This is a genomic window from Deltaproteobacteria bacterium (genome assembly GCA_020848905.1).
Classification (GTDB): domain Bacteria; phylum Myxococcota_A; class Polyangia.
The window spans coordinates 221,211-234,977 of record JADLHG010000005.1 but is presented as its reverse complement, the minus strand read 5'-3'; the positions used below and the strand labels follow the sequence as shown (position 1 = coordinate 234,977).

Genomic DNA, 13,767 nt, shown 5'->3' with positions numbered 1-13,767 from the left:
CACGAGATCGCGGGGCGGTGGACGCCGGTCAGGTGGGCTTCACGGTGGGGAGGAAGGCGAAGTAGACCGCCACGACGATGAGCCCGAACGAGACGAGGTGGTTCCAGCGCGGCGCCTCCTTCAGATAGACCAGGGCGAAGCCCACGAACACCAGCAGCGAGATCACCTCCTGGATGATCTTGAGCTCCGTGGCGGAATAGGTGCCGTGGCCCAGGCGGTTCGCGGGGACCTGCAGGCAGTACTCGGGCAGCGCGATGAGCCAGGCCACGAGGATCACCTGCCAGAGCGACACATGCTTGAACCTCAGGTGGCCGTACCAGGCGACTGTCATGAAGAGGTTGCTGGCGAGCAGAAGCAGGACCGTAGGCATACCCGAGTGTAGGGCTCTCCGCGGCAGCCGCGCCAACTTGCCCGCCCCACTCTCCGCGCTTCGGAGGGACATCGAAACACCTGCGCGAAATCGGTCCTCGGTGCGTTGGGGGAGCGCCGCGCTCATCGGCGAAGGTTCCGACGACAGATCCACGAGATAGGCGCGGTTAGCGCGGAGTGGCCGGCCTCTTGCCTCTTGTGGCTTCGTGCGCGCCGTCGTGCGCGTCGAACGTCACCGCAGCGGAGGACACCATGAGAAGACTATCCACGTGCGCGCTCGGCGCCCTCGTAGCCGGGCTCCTGCTCTCGGCCGCGCCGGCCCGGGCCGCGAATCAGAACGGCAGCGAAGCGCGCGTGCGCACCCGCGTGATCAAGGAGAAGCTCGCGAACTGGCTCAACCAGCACTACGTGGGGCCCTTCACGCACGCGGCCGGTCCCTTCGAGCCGGGGCAGCTCCGCATCCGGACCAAGCACCTCCGGACCTTGCGCGGGGACGCGCACGGCGCGGTAGGGGCCGACCTTCGCGCCGTCACGTGGAAAGCCACGAACGGCCCGATCTACGCCGGGACGGCCCGCGCCTCCACGCCGGTCAGGCCGAACGGCGCGCTCTTCACCTCGCTGGCCGAGATCCTCGTCACGCAGCAGCCGCGGGTCCTGCCGCCGGTCCCCGGCGGTCCGCAGCCCTGACCTTCCCCTCTCCGTAGGTCGAACGTCGATGCTCCAACGTCGGCGCTCCGGCGTCGGTGCCTCGGGGCCGGCTCCCCGGGGCCGGCCCTTGACAGCTGGCCGTTAGCGATTCATACGAAGCGGTCCACTTCAAGCGATCGTTTCAGACCATGACCCGTTCCAAGACCTCCTCCCGAAGCGCTCGCGTGGCGCCACCGCCCGACTCGACGAGCCAGCGCCTGCTCGACGCCGCGGTGGACGTCTTCGCCGAACGGGGCTACGACGGGACGAGCATTCGCGAGATCGTCAGTCGGGCCTCGGCGAACGTCGCGGCCCTGAACTACCACTGGGGATCGAAAGAGCGCCTCTGGCTCGCGGTCTGCGAGCGCAGCACACGCTGGTTCATCGACGTGATCCAGCGCGTGCTCGCCGAGCAGAGCGTGGACCGGGCGTGGCCCGAGGTGCTGGAGCGCCTCTTCGACGAGCTCCTCGCCGATCCGCGGCCCTTGCGAGTCTCCATGTGGGCCTCGCTTCACGCCAGCTCGATGGACTACGAGGCGACGGGGCGCACCTTCCAGCCCCTCGTGGACCTCGGGCGCTTCTACGTCAAGGACCTGGAGCGACGGGGGCTCGTCGGCGGCGAGGGCGTGGATGTGGACGTCGTGCTGCCCCTTCTCAAGGGGATGTTCATCTTCGCCTTCGTGGACCAGGCCGGGCACCGGCAGTTCTTCGGCAAGGACTTCGACGACCCCGAGCTCGCGACGCGATTCAAGCGGGCGCTCATCCGGGCTACGCGCCTCCTCCTGGGGGTGACCGAGCGACCGTACTGGGAGGAGCGCTGAACGGCCCCGTGCGCGCGCCTCTGCGGGGCGGGCTACGCGCAGGGCTGGAAGGTCGTCCGGTGGATGCACCGCGGCTGGTTCACGCCGTAGCAGGACCAGAGGCAGCTCGTGGAGGGACCGCAGCCCGTGCCGAAGCGCGGGTCGTCCTGGCAGGCGTTGTAGGGGCCGTGCAGGTCCACGCACCGTTCGCTGCTGGTGCCCTGCCAGTCCCAGCCGTCGCAGGCGTAGCAGCCGGCGGACCCCGCCACCGCCTTCCCCCAGCGCACGTTTCCCGTCGGCGCGCAGCCGTCGGGTCGGTGGGCGCCCGAGGCCGTTCCCTGTCGGTCCACCGCGCGCACGCCCTCCAGCCAGCAGCCCGAGCAGGTCGTCGGCGGCGAGACCGGTGTCGCGGGAGTAGGCGCGGGCGAGGCCGGCGTGACACCCGGACAGCTTCCCGGTGCGCGCGTCAGCTCCAGTGCGCCCGGCTCGGACCGCCCGTAGTAGAAGCCCAGGATCTGGGCGTAGCCGTAGCCGGCTTCCTCCAGGCAGCTCGAGCCGAGCTGGGAGAGACATCCGTGGTTGTTCGGGCTCGCCGGGTGGGCGAAGGGGCTCGGCGCGCGGTGCGCCTGCGCGTCCCCGAGGCCTTCGTTGTAGGTGACGCAGGCCTCGGTCCAGTGGTCGGGTCGTCCGCGGCATCCGGAGCCCGGCGTGCCCCCTTTCATGTGGAAGCCGGCGATGACCTCCCCGCGGTAGGTCAGGACCTGCAGCGCGGTGTCGCGGACGGCTTCAAAGTACTTCCGGTGCCCGGGCGGCTGGCGCTCCACGGGGAGGGAGGGGTCGAGTCGCGCCGCCGAGCAGGTGTAGACCTGGCAATCCTGGCTGTCGCAGATCCAGCCGCCACGCCCCAGCGAGGCCGCCGTGTAATAGAGGTAGCTCCGTGCCGCGACCGCCAGAGCTCGAAGCGCCTCGGGGCCGGCGTACGGATTCTCGCAGGCGAGGACCTGTGGCAGGTAATCCTGCTCCACCGAGCGCCACGTCGACGGCGTCGCCGCTGACGCGCGGGTGGACCCCGGGCTCCCCAGTCGGATGGCGCAGAGCGCCGACGGAGCGGCGGCGACGTCGGCCTTGCCGTGGGCCTGGTGCGGCGCACGCGCCTCGGGTCGCTCGTCGACGCCGCAGCCTGTCGGGCCGAGGAGAGCGAGCGCGGCGACCTGGAGGAGCCGGGCGGCGAAGGAAGGGGACTCGTTCGTAGGTCTGTCAGCCATGGCGAAATCGTCCGTTTCAAACGAGTGATTGAATCGGACTCTAGCGGATACGGACCGCCTGTCAAGGGGGCCCTTTGACGGCGACGAGGCGGGCTGTCGTTCCGAGGGAGCGCGCGGTGCTGCGATGGGTCCGCGCGAGGTTGCGGACGCAGCGCGCGGCGTTGCGCGGGGGAGGGGACTACATCGACGGCTGCAGCAGCGCGAAGACGGCCTGCTGCGGGTCCATCACCACGGCGAAGCGACCGACCGTGGGGACGTCTTGCGCCGGGACCACGACCTGGCCGCCCTGACGCTTCGCGCGCTCCACCGTCGCGTCGCAGCTCGCGACCTGGAAATAGACGGCCCAGTTCGGAGGCATGGGGCCCATCGAGGGGTTGATGGCCATCATGCCCGCCACCTCCTTGCCGCCCACGCTGAAGACCGTGTAGGGCCCGACAGGCATCTGCTGCGTTTGCGCCGTCCAGCCGCAGACGGCGGCATAGAACTTCGTGGCCGCCGCCGTGTCCCTCGTCAGGAGTTCGTTCCAGCACACCGCCCCGGGCTCGCCGACGACGCGCGCTCCGATGTGCTTCTTGGCCTCCCAGAAGGAGATCATCGCACCCGTCGGGTCCTGCGCGACGAGCATGCGGCCCGAGTCCATCACGTCGAAGGGGGCCTGGACCACCTTGCCCCCCGCGGCGGTGACCTTCTTCGCCGTCTCGTCCGCGCTCGCGACCGCAATGTAGCAACCCCAATGCGGGGGGATCCCCTGCTTCTGCATCTCGGGGCTCATGGAGAAGAGCCCCGCGGCGTCCTTGCCGCCCAGCTGCAGCATCGTGTAGGGCCCCATGGGGGTCGGAGAGTCCACCCCCTTCCAGCCAAAGACCTCCCCGTAGAAGCTCTTGGCAGCGCCTGCGTCGCGCGTCGCCAGCTCGGCCCAACAGAACATTCCGGCATCGAACTTCGTCATCTCGCCCATCGTGCTCCTCCTCCCTCTCTGTGCTTGGGGGCGGAAAGCTAGCACCGAGCTCCGTGGCCGACAACCGGCGCCACGCGAGAGGGCGCGGGCGCATCGGCCTCGTGGACAGTCCGTCAGCCGGAGCGAGTGCCCGCCCGCCAACCTGGCAACGTGGACCCGCTTCCCGGATCAGGATGCGTATCATTTCGCCGTCGCGGCCCGCGGCACGACCCTTGAAGTGGGAAGCCCGGACGAAAGGAGCGACACCATGAATACTGCATCGAGATACTGGGCCGCCGTCGGAGTGGCCGTGATCCTGGGAGCTGCCCGCGCCGTGGCCGCCGAGGGCTCCCCGGTGCCCGAGCGGTTAGAGGTGGAGGTGCGCGAGTCGGGGCAGGCGTCGGGCCGGTCGCGTCACCACCGCCTCTCGCTCGCGCTGCCCCTGGGCTCGGGCGGCTCGCGGCTCGCGGTGCAGCTCGAGGGGGCGGACTACGCGCTCGAGGTGGAGCGGGATCACCGCGGGAGTCAGGCGCCCGTGATGCACGTCAGCCTGAATCGCCTCGATCGGAGCGGCCAGCGACCGCGTGACCTGCGCGTGCGCGCCAGCACGCCGTGGCAGCGAGGTCGCCGGGTCACGCTCGCGGAGCTGATCCAGCCGGACGGCTCGCGCATCGAGGTGGTGGCGACGGTACGCTGAGGGCCCTGAAGCCGCGCCTTCGCCCGAGGCACCCACGCCGCACGTTCGCTCGGGGATGGCTCTCGCTCAGCTCGTGGCGCCCCCGCAGGAGCTCCCGCAGCCCGCGGTGCAGCCGAAGCAATGGCGCGCTGTCACGATCCGTCGCCCGGAGAGCGCGACGGGGTCCACGGTCGCGACCCGCGCCCCTGCTCCGTCGGCGGTGCGGAGAGGCAATTCAAGCATCTGATTGAAGTCGCAGTCGTAGAGCGTGCCGTCCCAGCCCACGGAGAGCGTGGTCTTGCACATGAGCCCCTGCACCGCCGCGGGATTGAAGGCCGTCACGAGCCGCCGGACGTAGGCCTCCAGATTGCCCGAGGCGACGAGCCAGTCGAAGAAGCGGGCGATGGGCATGTTGTTGAGGACCAGCAGGCGGTCGAAGCGCACCCCGTGTTCTTTCTCGAGCGACGCGCGCCATTCGCGTTCGAGCGCGTACTGTGCGCCGCCGAGGAATGCGCCGGCCGGGTTGCTCATCAGGGTGAGGCGCCGTCGGGGGTCTCCGCTCCCGTACCCTACCGCGTTGAGGAGCCGCAGGGCCTCAATCGATCGTTTGAAGGTGCCCTCGCCGCGCTGCGCGTCGGTGTTGCGTGGCCGGTAGTGCGGCAGCGAGGCGACCACCTCCACCCCGAGCGAGGCCAGCCAGGCGGGAAGGTCGCGACACCGTGGGAGCAGCAGGACCGTCAGGTTGCAGCGGTCGATCACGTGGCGGCCGCGCGCCGCGGCCTGCTCCACGAGGTACGTGAAGCGGGGATGAAGCTCGGGGGCGCCGCCCGTGACGTCCAGGGTGTGGAAGGCGCCGCGGTCGAGCAGCGCCAGGCAGGCCTCCACGGTCTCCGCGGACATCATCTGGTCGTGTCCATCGGGACCTGCGTCGACGTGGCAGTGCCGGCAGGTCATGTTGCACAGGCGTCCCAGATTTACCTGGAGCACCTCGGCGAGCCCGGCCCGGAGCGGCCCGCGTCCCGCGCGGTCGAGCGCCGCGTCGAAGTCCGGCGAGGGGTCGACGAGCACCTCGTCGAGGCGCGCACGTGCCACGCGCATGGCGGCGGTCACATTCCGCTCTTCTGGACGTGCTCGAGCATCTGCACGCCGTGGACCAGGGAGGCGCCGCCGCGAATGGCCACGGCGACGTGGACGGCCTCCGTCATCTGCTCCAGGTCGGAGCCCTTCTCGAGGCACTCCTGGCTGTAGGCGTCGATACAGTAGGGGCACTGGACGGCGTGCGCTACCGCCAGGGCGATCAGCGCCTTCTCGCGGGCGCTCAGCGCACCCTCGGCGAAGACCGCGCGGTAGTAGTCGAAGAACTTGGCGGCCAGCGTTTCCTGCCCCTGGCCGATGTCGCCGAAGCGGTGAAGGTGCTCTGGCTTGTAGTAGCTGTCCATGCGGTCCGGCCGTCCTCGTCTCGTTGCAGGTCCACGCATCATACGCGCCCTGCCGCCTCGCACCAGTCGCGACGTTCCGGCCGCGCCGCACCGGCCGCGGCGCACCTTGCCTGCCGGGGCCATTTCGTGCGACATCCCCGCCGACGCCCGCCGGTACTCCTTTTCCCCCGGCCCGAGGAGGACGCCATGACCCCCGTGCGCTTTCTGCTCCCCATCGCCGCGCTACCCCTCGGCCTCGTCCTGGCCGGCTGCCCCGCGCACACGCAGCAGACCTGCCCGGCCGTCGCGAAACCGGCGTGCGCTCCGGCGAAGGCGGGGGCGGCCCCGGCAGGGGCGACGGTCGCGGCGGCGCAGGCCTTCGTGGTGCAGGTGGAGCGCGAGCTCCTCAAGCTCTGGATCGCCGCCGAGCGCGCGAGCTGGGTCAAGTCCACCTTCATCACCGACGACACGGCGGCGCTCGAGGCGCAGGCGCAGGAGGTGGTGATGGAGTACCTCGGTCGTCGCGCGGCCGAGGCGGTGCGCTTCGAGAAGCTCGCGTTGCCCGACGAGCTCCGGCGCAAGCTGAAGCTGCTCCGGCTGAGCCTCACGCTCCCGGCGCCCCTCGACGCCGCGCGTCGCACCGAGCTCGCGAACATCGCGACCCAGCTCGAGAGCAGCTACGGCAAGGGCCGGTACTGCTCGAAGACGCTGGCGGCGAAGTGGCGGCCCAAGGGGGGCACGGGCGACTGTCTCACGCTGAACGACCTCGAGGTGGTGCTGGCGAAGAGCCGCAACCACGACGAGCTCCTCGAGGCCTGGAAGGGCTGGCACGGCCTCGCCGCGTCGATGCGGCCGGCCTTCACGCGCTACGTCGAGCTCGGCAATCAAGGGGCGAAGGAGCTCGGCTTCGATAACCTCGGGGACCTGTGGAAGTCGCGCTACGACATGACCCCGCAGGCCTTCGAGGCCGAGGTGGACCGCCTCTGGTCGCAAGTCAAGCCGCTCTACGACGATCTGCACTGCTACGCGCGCGGCAAGCTTCGGGCCTTCTACGGCGCGAGCAAGGTCCCCGCCGAGGGGCCCTTGCCGGCGCACCTCCTCGGCAACATGTGGGCCCAGGACTGGGGGAACCTGAAGGGCATGCTGCTGCCCAAGCGCGGGGGAGGAATCGACCTCGAGGCCGCGCTCCTGCGCAAGAAGGTCGACGAGCGTGGGCTCGTGCGCTACGGCGAGTCGTTCTTCGTCTCCCTGGGCCTCGACAAGCTCCCCGAGACCTTCTGGCAGCGGTCCATGTTCAGCCGGCCGCGGGACCGCGACGTGGTCTGCCACGCCAGCGCGTGGGACCTGGACTACGAGAAGGACCTGCGCATCAAGATGTGCATCAAGATCAACGACGAGGACTTCAGCACCGTGCACCACGAGCTCGGGCACAACTACTATCAGTACTACTACCGGCATCTCGCGCCGCTCTTCCGGAACAGCGCGAACGACGGCTTTCACGAGGGCCTGGGCGACACGATCGCCCTCTCAGTGACGCCGGCCTATTTGAAGCGTCTCGGCCTGGCCGATAAGCCGCCCGCCGACGAGCTCACGCCGCTGATGGAGCGCGCGCTGGAGAAGATCGCCTTTCTGCCCTTCGGCATCCTCGTCGACAAGTGGCGCTGGGAGGTCTTCTCGGGCCGCGTGGCGCCCGCGAGCTACAACCGCAGGTGGTGGGAGCTGCGCGCGCGTTACCAGGGCGTCGCGCCGACGGCGGAGCGCGGCGAGGGCGAATTCGATCCGGGGGCGAAGTTCCACATCGCGGGGGGAGTCCCCTACGCGCGCTACTTCCTGGCCGCGATCCTCCAGTTCCAGTTCCACCGCGCGCTATGCAAGGTGGCGGGGCACGAGGGGCCGCTGCACCGCTGCTCGATCTACGGCAACAAGCCGGCCGGGGAGCGGTTGCGCAAGATGATGGAGCTCGGCCTGTCGCGCCCCTGGCCCGACGCGCTCAAGGCGCTCACGGGGGAGGAGCGCATGGACGCGAGCGCCATCCTGGCCTACTTCAAGCCCCTGCACGACTGGCTGCGAGAGCAGAACAAGGGCAAAAAGTGCGGCTATTGACGAGGGTGGCGGCATGAGCGCGCGGTCGGGCGGGCGAGGCGTGGGGCGGCGAGCCTGGGGCACGGCGGTGCTCTCGGCGGTCGCGTCGCTTGCGGCGTGCGGGCGAGGACCGCAAGGAACGGTCGCCGTGCTGGCCGCGGACGCCGCCCCGAACAACCATCGGCGCGACGCGGCGCTGCCCCGGTCGCAGGCGGCGACCTGGCCGAAGCTTCCCCGCAGCGCGGAGGCGACGACGGCCCTGCTTCAGCGGCACAGCCGGCGGCCCGCGCCCAAAGCCGACCCGCTCGACCTGGCGGGGGCCGTGCTCGCCTCGCTCACGCAGGGGGCGCCGGGTCGCATCGCCGGGGACGAGCCGATTCGTCGGTGGCTACAGCAGCGACTGGATCTCGCCACGCAGGCCGGGCGGGAGCTCTACCTCCTCTTCGGCACGTACCATGACGCGGGCGGACAGGTGGAGGCCTTCGGTCGGCTCACGGGCCCCGGGGGCCTGTCGAAGCTCAGCGCGGTGGTGGTCGAGCAGCTCGACGCCGACGGGCAGTGGGCCGGACTTCCGGCGCAGGAACAGCAGGGCGACGACGAGCTCCTCGCGAGCTACCTGGCGCGCGGCAAGCCCGCCGCCTACGCAGCTCTCGCGAAGAAGCAGGCCCGAGACAACTACACCGGGTGGAAGTACGGCTATCTCCCGACGGTGATGGACCTCGTGGTGCGCGCGCGAGCGGCCGGCGCGCCGCTCCTCGGCTGCGACATGCCACGGGGCGTGCAGCACCAGGTGGGGGCGAAGGCCAGCGACCTGCTCCGCCTGCGGGAGCTCCACTGCCTGCTGGCCCTCAAGACCGCCACGGCCCGAGTGAAGCCCCCGCACCGCATCGCTATGATCTGGGGCCAGGATCACGTCGGCCCGCGCGGCATCCCGCGGCTGCTGCCGCCGACGACCGAGGTGCTTTCGGTCTACGTGCTCGGCCACCGCCCCGCGGCGCCATCGGCCGAGACCGACCTCGGGCGCCGCATCTCGCTGGCGGACCCGGTGCTCATCCCCCTCCGGCAGCGCGGGAGCCACCTCGAGCTCGCGTTGCTCCTGCCGGACGCGCGCTGGGGGATGCAGGTCGAGCGCGCGCGCGAACGTCTGCCGATCGGCACCGAGTTCGAGCCGGGGCTCGTGGTCCAGAGCCAGCAGCGGGGGAGCGTTCGCCTGCTCGGCCGACGCGAAGCGGTCGGTCGTGCGCCGCAGCGGCTGGAGGTGCCGCCGGGGACGCACGCCTACCAGCTCGAGGCGGGCGGCCGGCTCTATCTGGGAGCCCTCGAGCTCACCGCTGGAGAGCAGCTCGAACTGGATTTCGATCCCGCGCGGCGCCAGGTGCGCGTCCTGCATCGCAGCGCCGAGCCCGCTCGTCCGAGCAGCGCGCAGGCGCCCCCGTCACGCTGACCCGCTCTATTCGGCAGGGCTCGGCAGGGACGCCTCCGCCGGTAGCGCGCGTTTTGCGCCGTGCTCGTCGACCGCCACGAAGGTGAAGGTGCCCTTGGTGACGCGCACGGGCCGGCTCTTTCCGGGGGTCGTGCGCCAGGCCTCCACGTCCACGGTGAGCGAGGTGCTCCCTGTCTTCACCACCTTCGAGAAGAGGCTGACCTCGTCCTCGACGCGGACCGGGTGTTCGAAGGACATGCCGGTCACGCCCACGGTGACCGCGCGGCCGCCGGCGCGGCTCTGGGCCACTCCGCCGGCAGCAAGATCCATCTGCGAGAGGATCCACCCGCCGAGGGCCTTGCCCCGCGCGTCCACGTCCTGCGCGGTGACCGGGAGGTGCACGGCCGGCTCCGCGGCGGGCAGAAGGGGCGGGTTCGCACGTTCGCGGGCCTCGCGCTCGGCCCTGGCCCGTCGCTCGGCGGCTCCCACGCGCGGCCGGTACACGTAGGCCAGGAGGCGGTCGAGCAGTCCGCGTCGCGGGTTCCCTTCTCCGTCGGCGAGGGGCGCCGGACGTGGCCGGCCGAAGAGGTTCAGGGCCACCAGGGTGAAGGTCCCTTCGGTCACCTTCTCGTCCACTCCGGCGTTCGGGTCGCGCTTGAAGGCCTCCACCTTGATCGTCATGGAGCTCCGCCCGACGCGCTCGATGGTGGTGTACAGGGAGAGCTTCTGTCCCTGCCGGACGGGCTTCTTGAAGGTCATCTCGTCCATGGCCACGGTGGCCACACGGCCGCCGGCCCAGCGCTTGGCGGTGAGGTTCGCCGCCTGGTCCATCTGTGACAGCAACCAGCCGCCGAAGATGTTGCCGTGCGAGTTGTTGTGGGCGGGCATGGCGGCCACGCGAATCGCGAGTCGCCGTTCCCCGAGGCGCGCCCGGCCGAGCTGCTCGGCGGCCACGGCGGGGCCGCCAGTCCAGAGGAGAAGCCCGAGCGAGAAGAATAGATGCGCGCGCGCGAAGCTCACGCGGCCTCCTCGTGCAAACGGCGTGCTACGCCGGACGGCAATCGCGTCGTGGGATCTCGGCCAGTTGCGTGCTACGGACGCGCCGGAGCGTGGCGACTGCGTCTGCGCGGCAGCGGCTGCAGGTGCCAGGGGCGGCGGTTGGGCGCGGGCCTCGCCCTGCCACGCGTCGCCCCTCGCGCGACCCTTCGTAATTTGGAATTCGACCGATTGTCGAGGAGTGACCGGCCAGGGTGCCAGGTGTTCAGTTCGCGACCATCGCCGGCCGGCGTGTCGCGAGGCGTGCAAGTTCGCGAGAGACCTGTACGAGAGAGGGCCGGTCCGCGTCGGCACGCTTGGTACGCCGGTTGCTCATGTCCAGGGCCAGAAGCGTTCGGTTCCCTCGAGCGGCTCGCTGCACGGGCTGCTCTGCTCGACGAGAAAAAGGAGGTTGCCATGAGGTCACGTCGTGCCCTTGGCTGGATCGGTGTGCTCCTCGCCGTCGCGGCGTTACCTAGTGTGGTTCAGGCTCGCTCGAGCCGGCAGACGCAGGGCGCTCCCGTTACGATTCGCGGAGCGAAGGTGGCGGTGGAGCTCGACGGCCAGCACGTGGCGCGACTGAACGTGATGCGGGGCCGGCTGGCCCGCGCCGGAGTCAGCGCCTACCTGAACATCTTCAAGTGGACGAACGCCGCCGCCGGAGCCGCGGAGGGGGCGACCCTCGTCGGTGCCGTCAACCAGACCAACATGGGGCGCTGGCTCGAGGAGGTCGGCGCGCATTCGATCGGCTTCATGAACGATGGGACCCCCTTCGAGTCGGGCGGGAGCGGCTACCTGCGCATCGGCAAGCGATTCTGGCCGTACGGCACCATCCAGGGCAACGGCACCGCGTCGGGGATGCCGCGCGACGTGGAATGGAACACGAGCTCCGAGTACACCGAAGCCACCTTCGAGGCTTCTCCCGCCGAGATCGCGGCCGCCACGGCGTACTGCACGGCGCGCAGCTATCACCTCTTCAAGGACAAGCGCGGGGGCACGATCGCGCCCTCGTTCGACAGTTGGAATCGCAGCGGCTTCAAGACCGAGGGGTGCGCCGGCGCGGCCTCCTCGATGCTCTCTCCGGCCTGGCGCGAGGCCTTCCGCCGGAGCCTGCCCGGCATCCAGGCCTTCGCCGCCGAGCACCCGGAGATCGCAGAGCTCCACGGGATCAGCTCCGCCACGGTGGATGCCCTGGACGCCTTCGCCACGCGCATCGGCGCGCGGCAGTGGACGAGCCCCAAGTATCTCACTACGAAGAACTACGCGCTCTCGACCGTGGCAATGATCACCGCCTTCAACGCCTACTCCTACGACACGAACTACGACGAGAAGCCGGTCATGGACGCGATCAGCGACATCGTCTGGTCCAGCGAGTACCGGACGATCGGGGGCGGGGCCAAGACCATCCCGGATCTGCCGGCCGGCAAGCGCAGCGGGGCCTTCGTGAACGAGCGTCTGCCTCTCTCGGGCCTCGCCGCGCAGCTCCGCAGCGCGAACTGAAACGTCGTCGCGCGACTGCGCACCGGGGTCAGCGCTCCCCCTCGGGCGGCCACTCGGGCAGCCACTGACCGCACCTTCCGGGATCCTCGCGGGGCCAGCCCGCATCAAAAGTAACCTTCTGTACATATAAGTATTTTTCACGTATCCGGCGTGGCACATGCCTTGCTCATCTGCCGTCCGTCGCGGCGCCGGTCGAGCGGGGATGCCCCTCACCTCCGGTTTCCGCTGCCGACGTGGTTGGCGCGCCCGAGGGCTGGCCTCGGTCCTCGCACTTCGAGAAGGGAGCGGTTCGCACATGAGAGCAAGCAGAACACCTCGGTCGTTTCTGGCCGCGCTGATCGCCGTGGGGGTCCTCTCGGCGGTGGGCGCCGCGCATGCGCGGAGCGTGGTGGCGGGCGGCACCTCGGGGGTCGTCCCGCAGGCGCGCCTCGCGGCCGTCACCGACGTGGTGACCCGGCTGCAGCAGGCGAACCTCGGCCGCTGGGCCTACGCCGCGGTCTATCAGAGCCGCGGGACGAAGTCGTTCGGCGGGGCGATGGTCGTCGCGGCCGTGAACACGGGGACCGTGGTTCCCGGCGCCGTGGCTTCCGAGAGCTCGGGCGGGCAGCCGCTCAGCACGCAGGCCGCGTGGGTGGAGGCCATCGGGAAGCACAGCATCGGTTTCATGGCGGCCGTGGGTCCGGCGAGCATGGGCTCGACGAGCGGGTATCTGCGGCTCGGGGACAAGTTCGTGCCCTACAACTGGGTGGACGGTAGCAGCAGCCTCAGTGACATGCGGACCTACAGGTTCAGCGGTACCGAGGCCACCTTCATGGTGAACGAGCAGCAGATGAACGCCTTCCTGGCCTTCTACTACGCGCGCCATTACAAGCTCTTCCTGAACGGCAAGGGCGAGACGTATAGCCCGAACTTCGAGGCGCACGGGCCGATCATCTACGGCTTCAACCCGAAACCTCCGGCGAGCTGCAGGTACCCCGGTGGTCAGGAGGGCTGTGCGGCGCTGTCCTCTTCCGGCGCGGGCTCCATCTGGGGCAATCAGTTCAAGAAGCAGTACGCGGGCATCAAGGCGCGGGCGCAGGCCAAGCTCGCCGCGCTCGTCGCCCCGGAGCCTGGCAGCTACTATTACGAGCAAAACCTGAAGGCCTACGAGGCGCAGCGCAGCGAGCTCCAGTTCATCATCGACGCCGCGCCGAACCTCCCCCAGGTGCTCCTCGACTTCCAGAAGGAGCGGGGGCTGTCGCACCAGGCGGATCCGCACGCGCTCGTGCGCACGCACAGCATCAAGGCCGACATGGTCACGGTCTTCGGCGAGGTGCACGAGGATCCGTTCACGTCGCTCAAGTGGAACCGTTCGAACGCGCGCTACAAGAGCCCGGGCTCGGGCAAGGTCTATCGCGACCGCAACAAGAAGGGCTGGATCGGAGCGGGCTTCCCCTACACCATCCCCGACCTCGCGCCGGGTGAGACCATGGGTGGTGTGGCGGCTGAGCGCATGCGCCTCGACGCCTTCGCCGACGCCCTGCGGTAGCGTTCCACGCGTCGGTCTTCGCCCGGTTCGTCCCTCCCTCGTCCCTC

The 13,767-nt window shown here is 70.2% G+C and carries 13 protein-coding genes; 7 read left to right on the top strand and 6 right to left on the bottom strand.

Translation table 11 applies throughout. From position 1 onward, the window contains the following. Positions 1–28: 28 nt before the first annotated feature. Complete coding sequence (locus IT371_03950) at positions 29–370, bottom strand: DMT family protein (GenBank protein MCC6746786.1); 342 nt, start codon at positions 368–370, stop codon at positions 29–31. Between the two features lie 251 nt (positions 371–621). Between IT371_03950 and IT371_03945 the strand changes: the two genes are divergently transcribed. After that, entirely contained in the window at positions 622–1,056 is a 435-nt protein-coding gene (locus tag IT371_03945; GenBank protein MCC6746785.1) for a hypothetical protein, read from the top strand. Positions 1,057–1,205: 149 nt separating this feature from the next. Further along, positions 1,206–1,877, top strand: a complete 672-nt coding sequence (locus IT371_03940; GenBank protein MCC6746784.1) for a TetR/AcrR family transcriptional regulator — start codon at positions 1,206–1,208, stop codon at positions 1,875–1,877. A 32-nt stretch (positions 1,878–1,909) separates the two neighbouring features. On the opposite strand, the gene IT371_03935 is transcribed toward IT371_03940, so the two are convergent. Both IT371_03935 and IT371_03930 read right to left on the bottom strand, forming a co-directional pair. Further along, complete coding sequence (locus tag IT371_03935) at positions 1,910–3,121, bottom strand: hypothetical protein (GenBank protein MCC6746783.1); 1,212 nt, start codon at positions 3,119–3,121, stop codon at positions 1,910–1,912. 178 nt (positions 3,122–3,299) lie between these two features. Then, complete coding sequence (locus tag IT371_03930; protein MCC6746782.1) at positions 3,300–4,079, bottom strand: VOC family protein; 780 nt, start codon at positions 4,077–4,079, stop codon at positions 3,300–3,302. A gap of 247 nt (positions 4,080–4,326) precedes the next feature. On the opposite strand from IT371_03930, the gene IT371_03925 reads away from it, so the two are divergent. Next, complete coding sequence (locus tag IT371_03925; protein ID MCC6746781.1) at positions 4,327–4,755, top strand: hypothetical protein; 429 nt, start codon at positions 4,327–4,329, stop codon at positions 4,753–4,755. 66 nt (positions 4,756–4,821) lie between these two features. On the opposite strand, the gene arsS is transcribed toward IT371_03925, so the two are convergent. After that, entirely contained in the window at positions 4,822–5,832 is a 1,011-nt protein-coding gene (gene arsS, locus IT371_03920; protein ID MCC6746780.1) for an arsenosugar biosynthesis radical SAM protein ArsS, read from the bottom strand. Between the two features lie 8 nt (positions 5,833–5,840). Continuing rightward, a complete protein-coding gene (locus tag IT371_03915) occupies positions 5,841–6,173 on the bottom strand; it encodes a carboxymuconolactone decarboxylase family protein (GenBank protein MCC6746779.1) in 333 nt (110 codons plus the stop codon). 186 nt (positions 6,174–6,359) lie between these two features. Here IT371_03915 and IT371_03910 point away from each other — a divergent pair, with 186 nt between their 5' ends. Continuing rightward, a complete protein-coding gene (locus IT371_03910; protein ID MCC6746778.1) occupies positions 6,360–8,255 on the top strand; it encodes a M2 family metallopeptidase in 1,896 nt (631 codons plus the stop codon). Between the two features lie 13 nt (positions 8,256–8,268). Beyond that, positions 8,269–9,678 carry a hypothetical protein gene (locus IT371_03905; GenBank protein ID MCC6746777.1) on the top strand — a complete coding sequence of 470 codons (1,410 nt, stop codon included), beginning with the start codon at positions 8,269–8,271 and terminating at the stop codon, positions 9,676–9,678. Positions 9,679–9,684: 6 nt separating this feature from the next. Here the strand turns inward: IT371_03905 and IT371_03900 are convergent, their stop codons facing one another. Continuing rightward, complete coding sequence (locus IT371_03900; GenBank protein MCC6746776.1) at positions 9,685–10,677, bottom strand: acyl-CoA thioesterase; 993 nt, start codon at positions 10,675–10,677, stop codon at positions 9,685–9,687. Positions 10,678–11,109: 432 nt separating this feature from the next. Between IT371_03900 and IT371_03895 the strand changes: the two genes are divergently transcribed. Both IT371_03895 and IT371_03890 read left to right on the top strand, forming a co-directional pair. Then, positions 11,110–12,192: a hypothetical protein gene (locus tag IT371_03895; GenBank protein MCC6746775.1), complete on the top strand. Its 1,083-nt coding sequence runs from the start codon at positions 11,110–11,112 to the stop codon at positions 12,190–12,192. A gap of 295 nt (positions 12,193–12,487) precedes the next feature. Next, positions 12,488–13,720: a hypothetical protein gene (locus IT371_03890; GenBank protein MCC6746774.1), complete on the top strand. Its 1,233-nt coding sequence runs from the start codon at positions 12,488–12,490 to the stop codon at positions 13,718–13,720. The last annotated feature ends 47 nt before the right edge of the window (positions 13,721–13,767 follow it).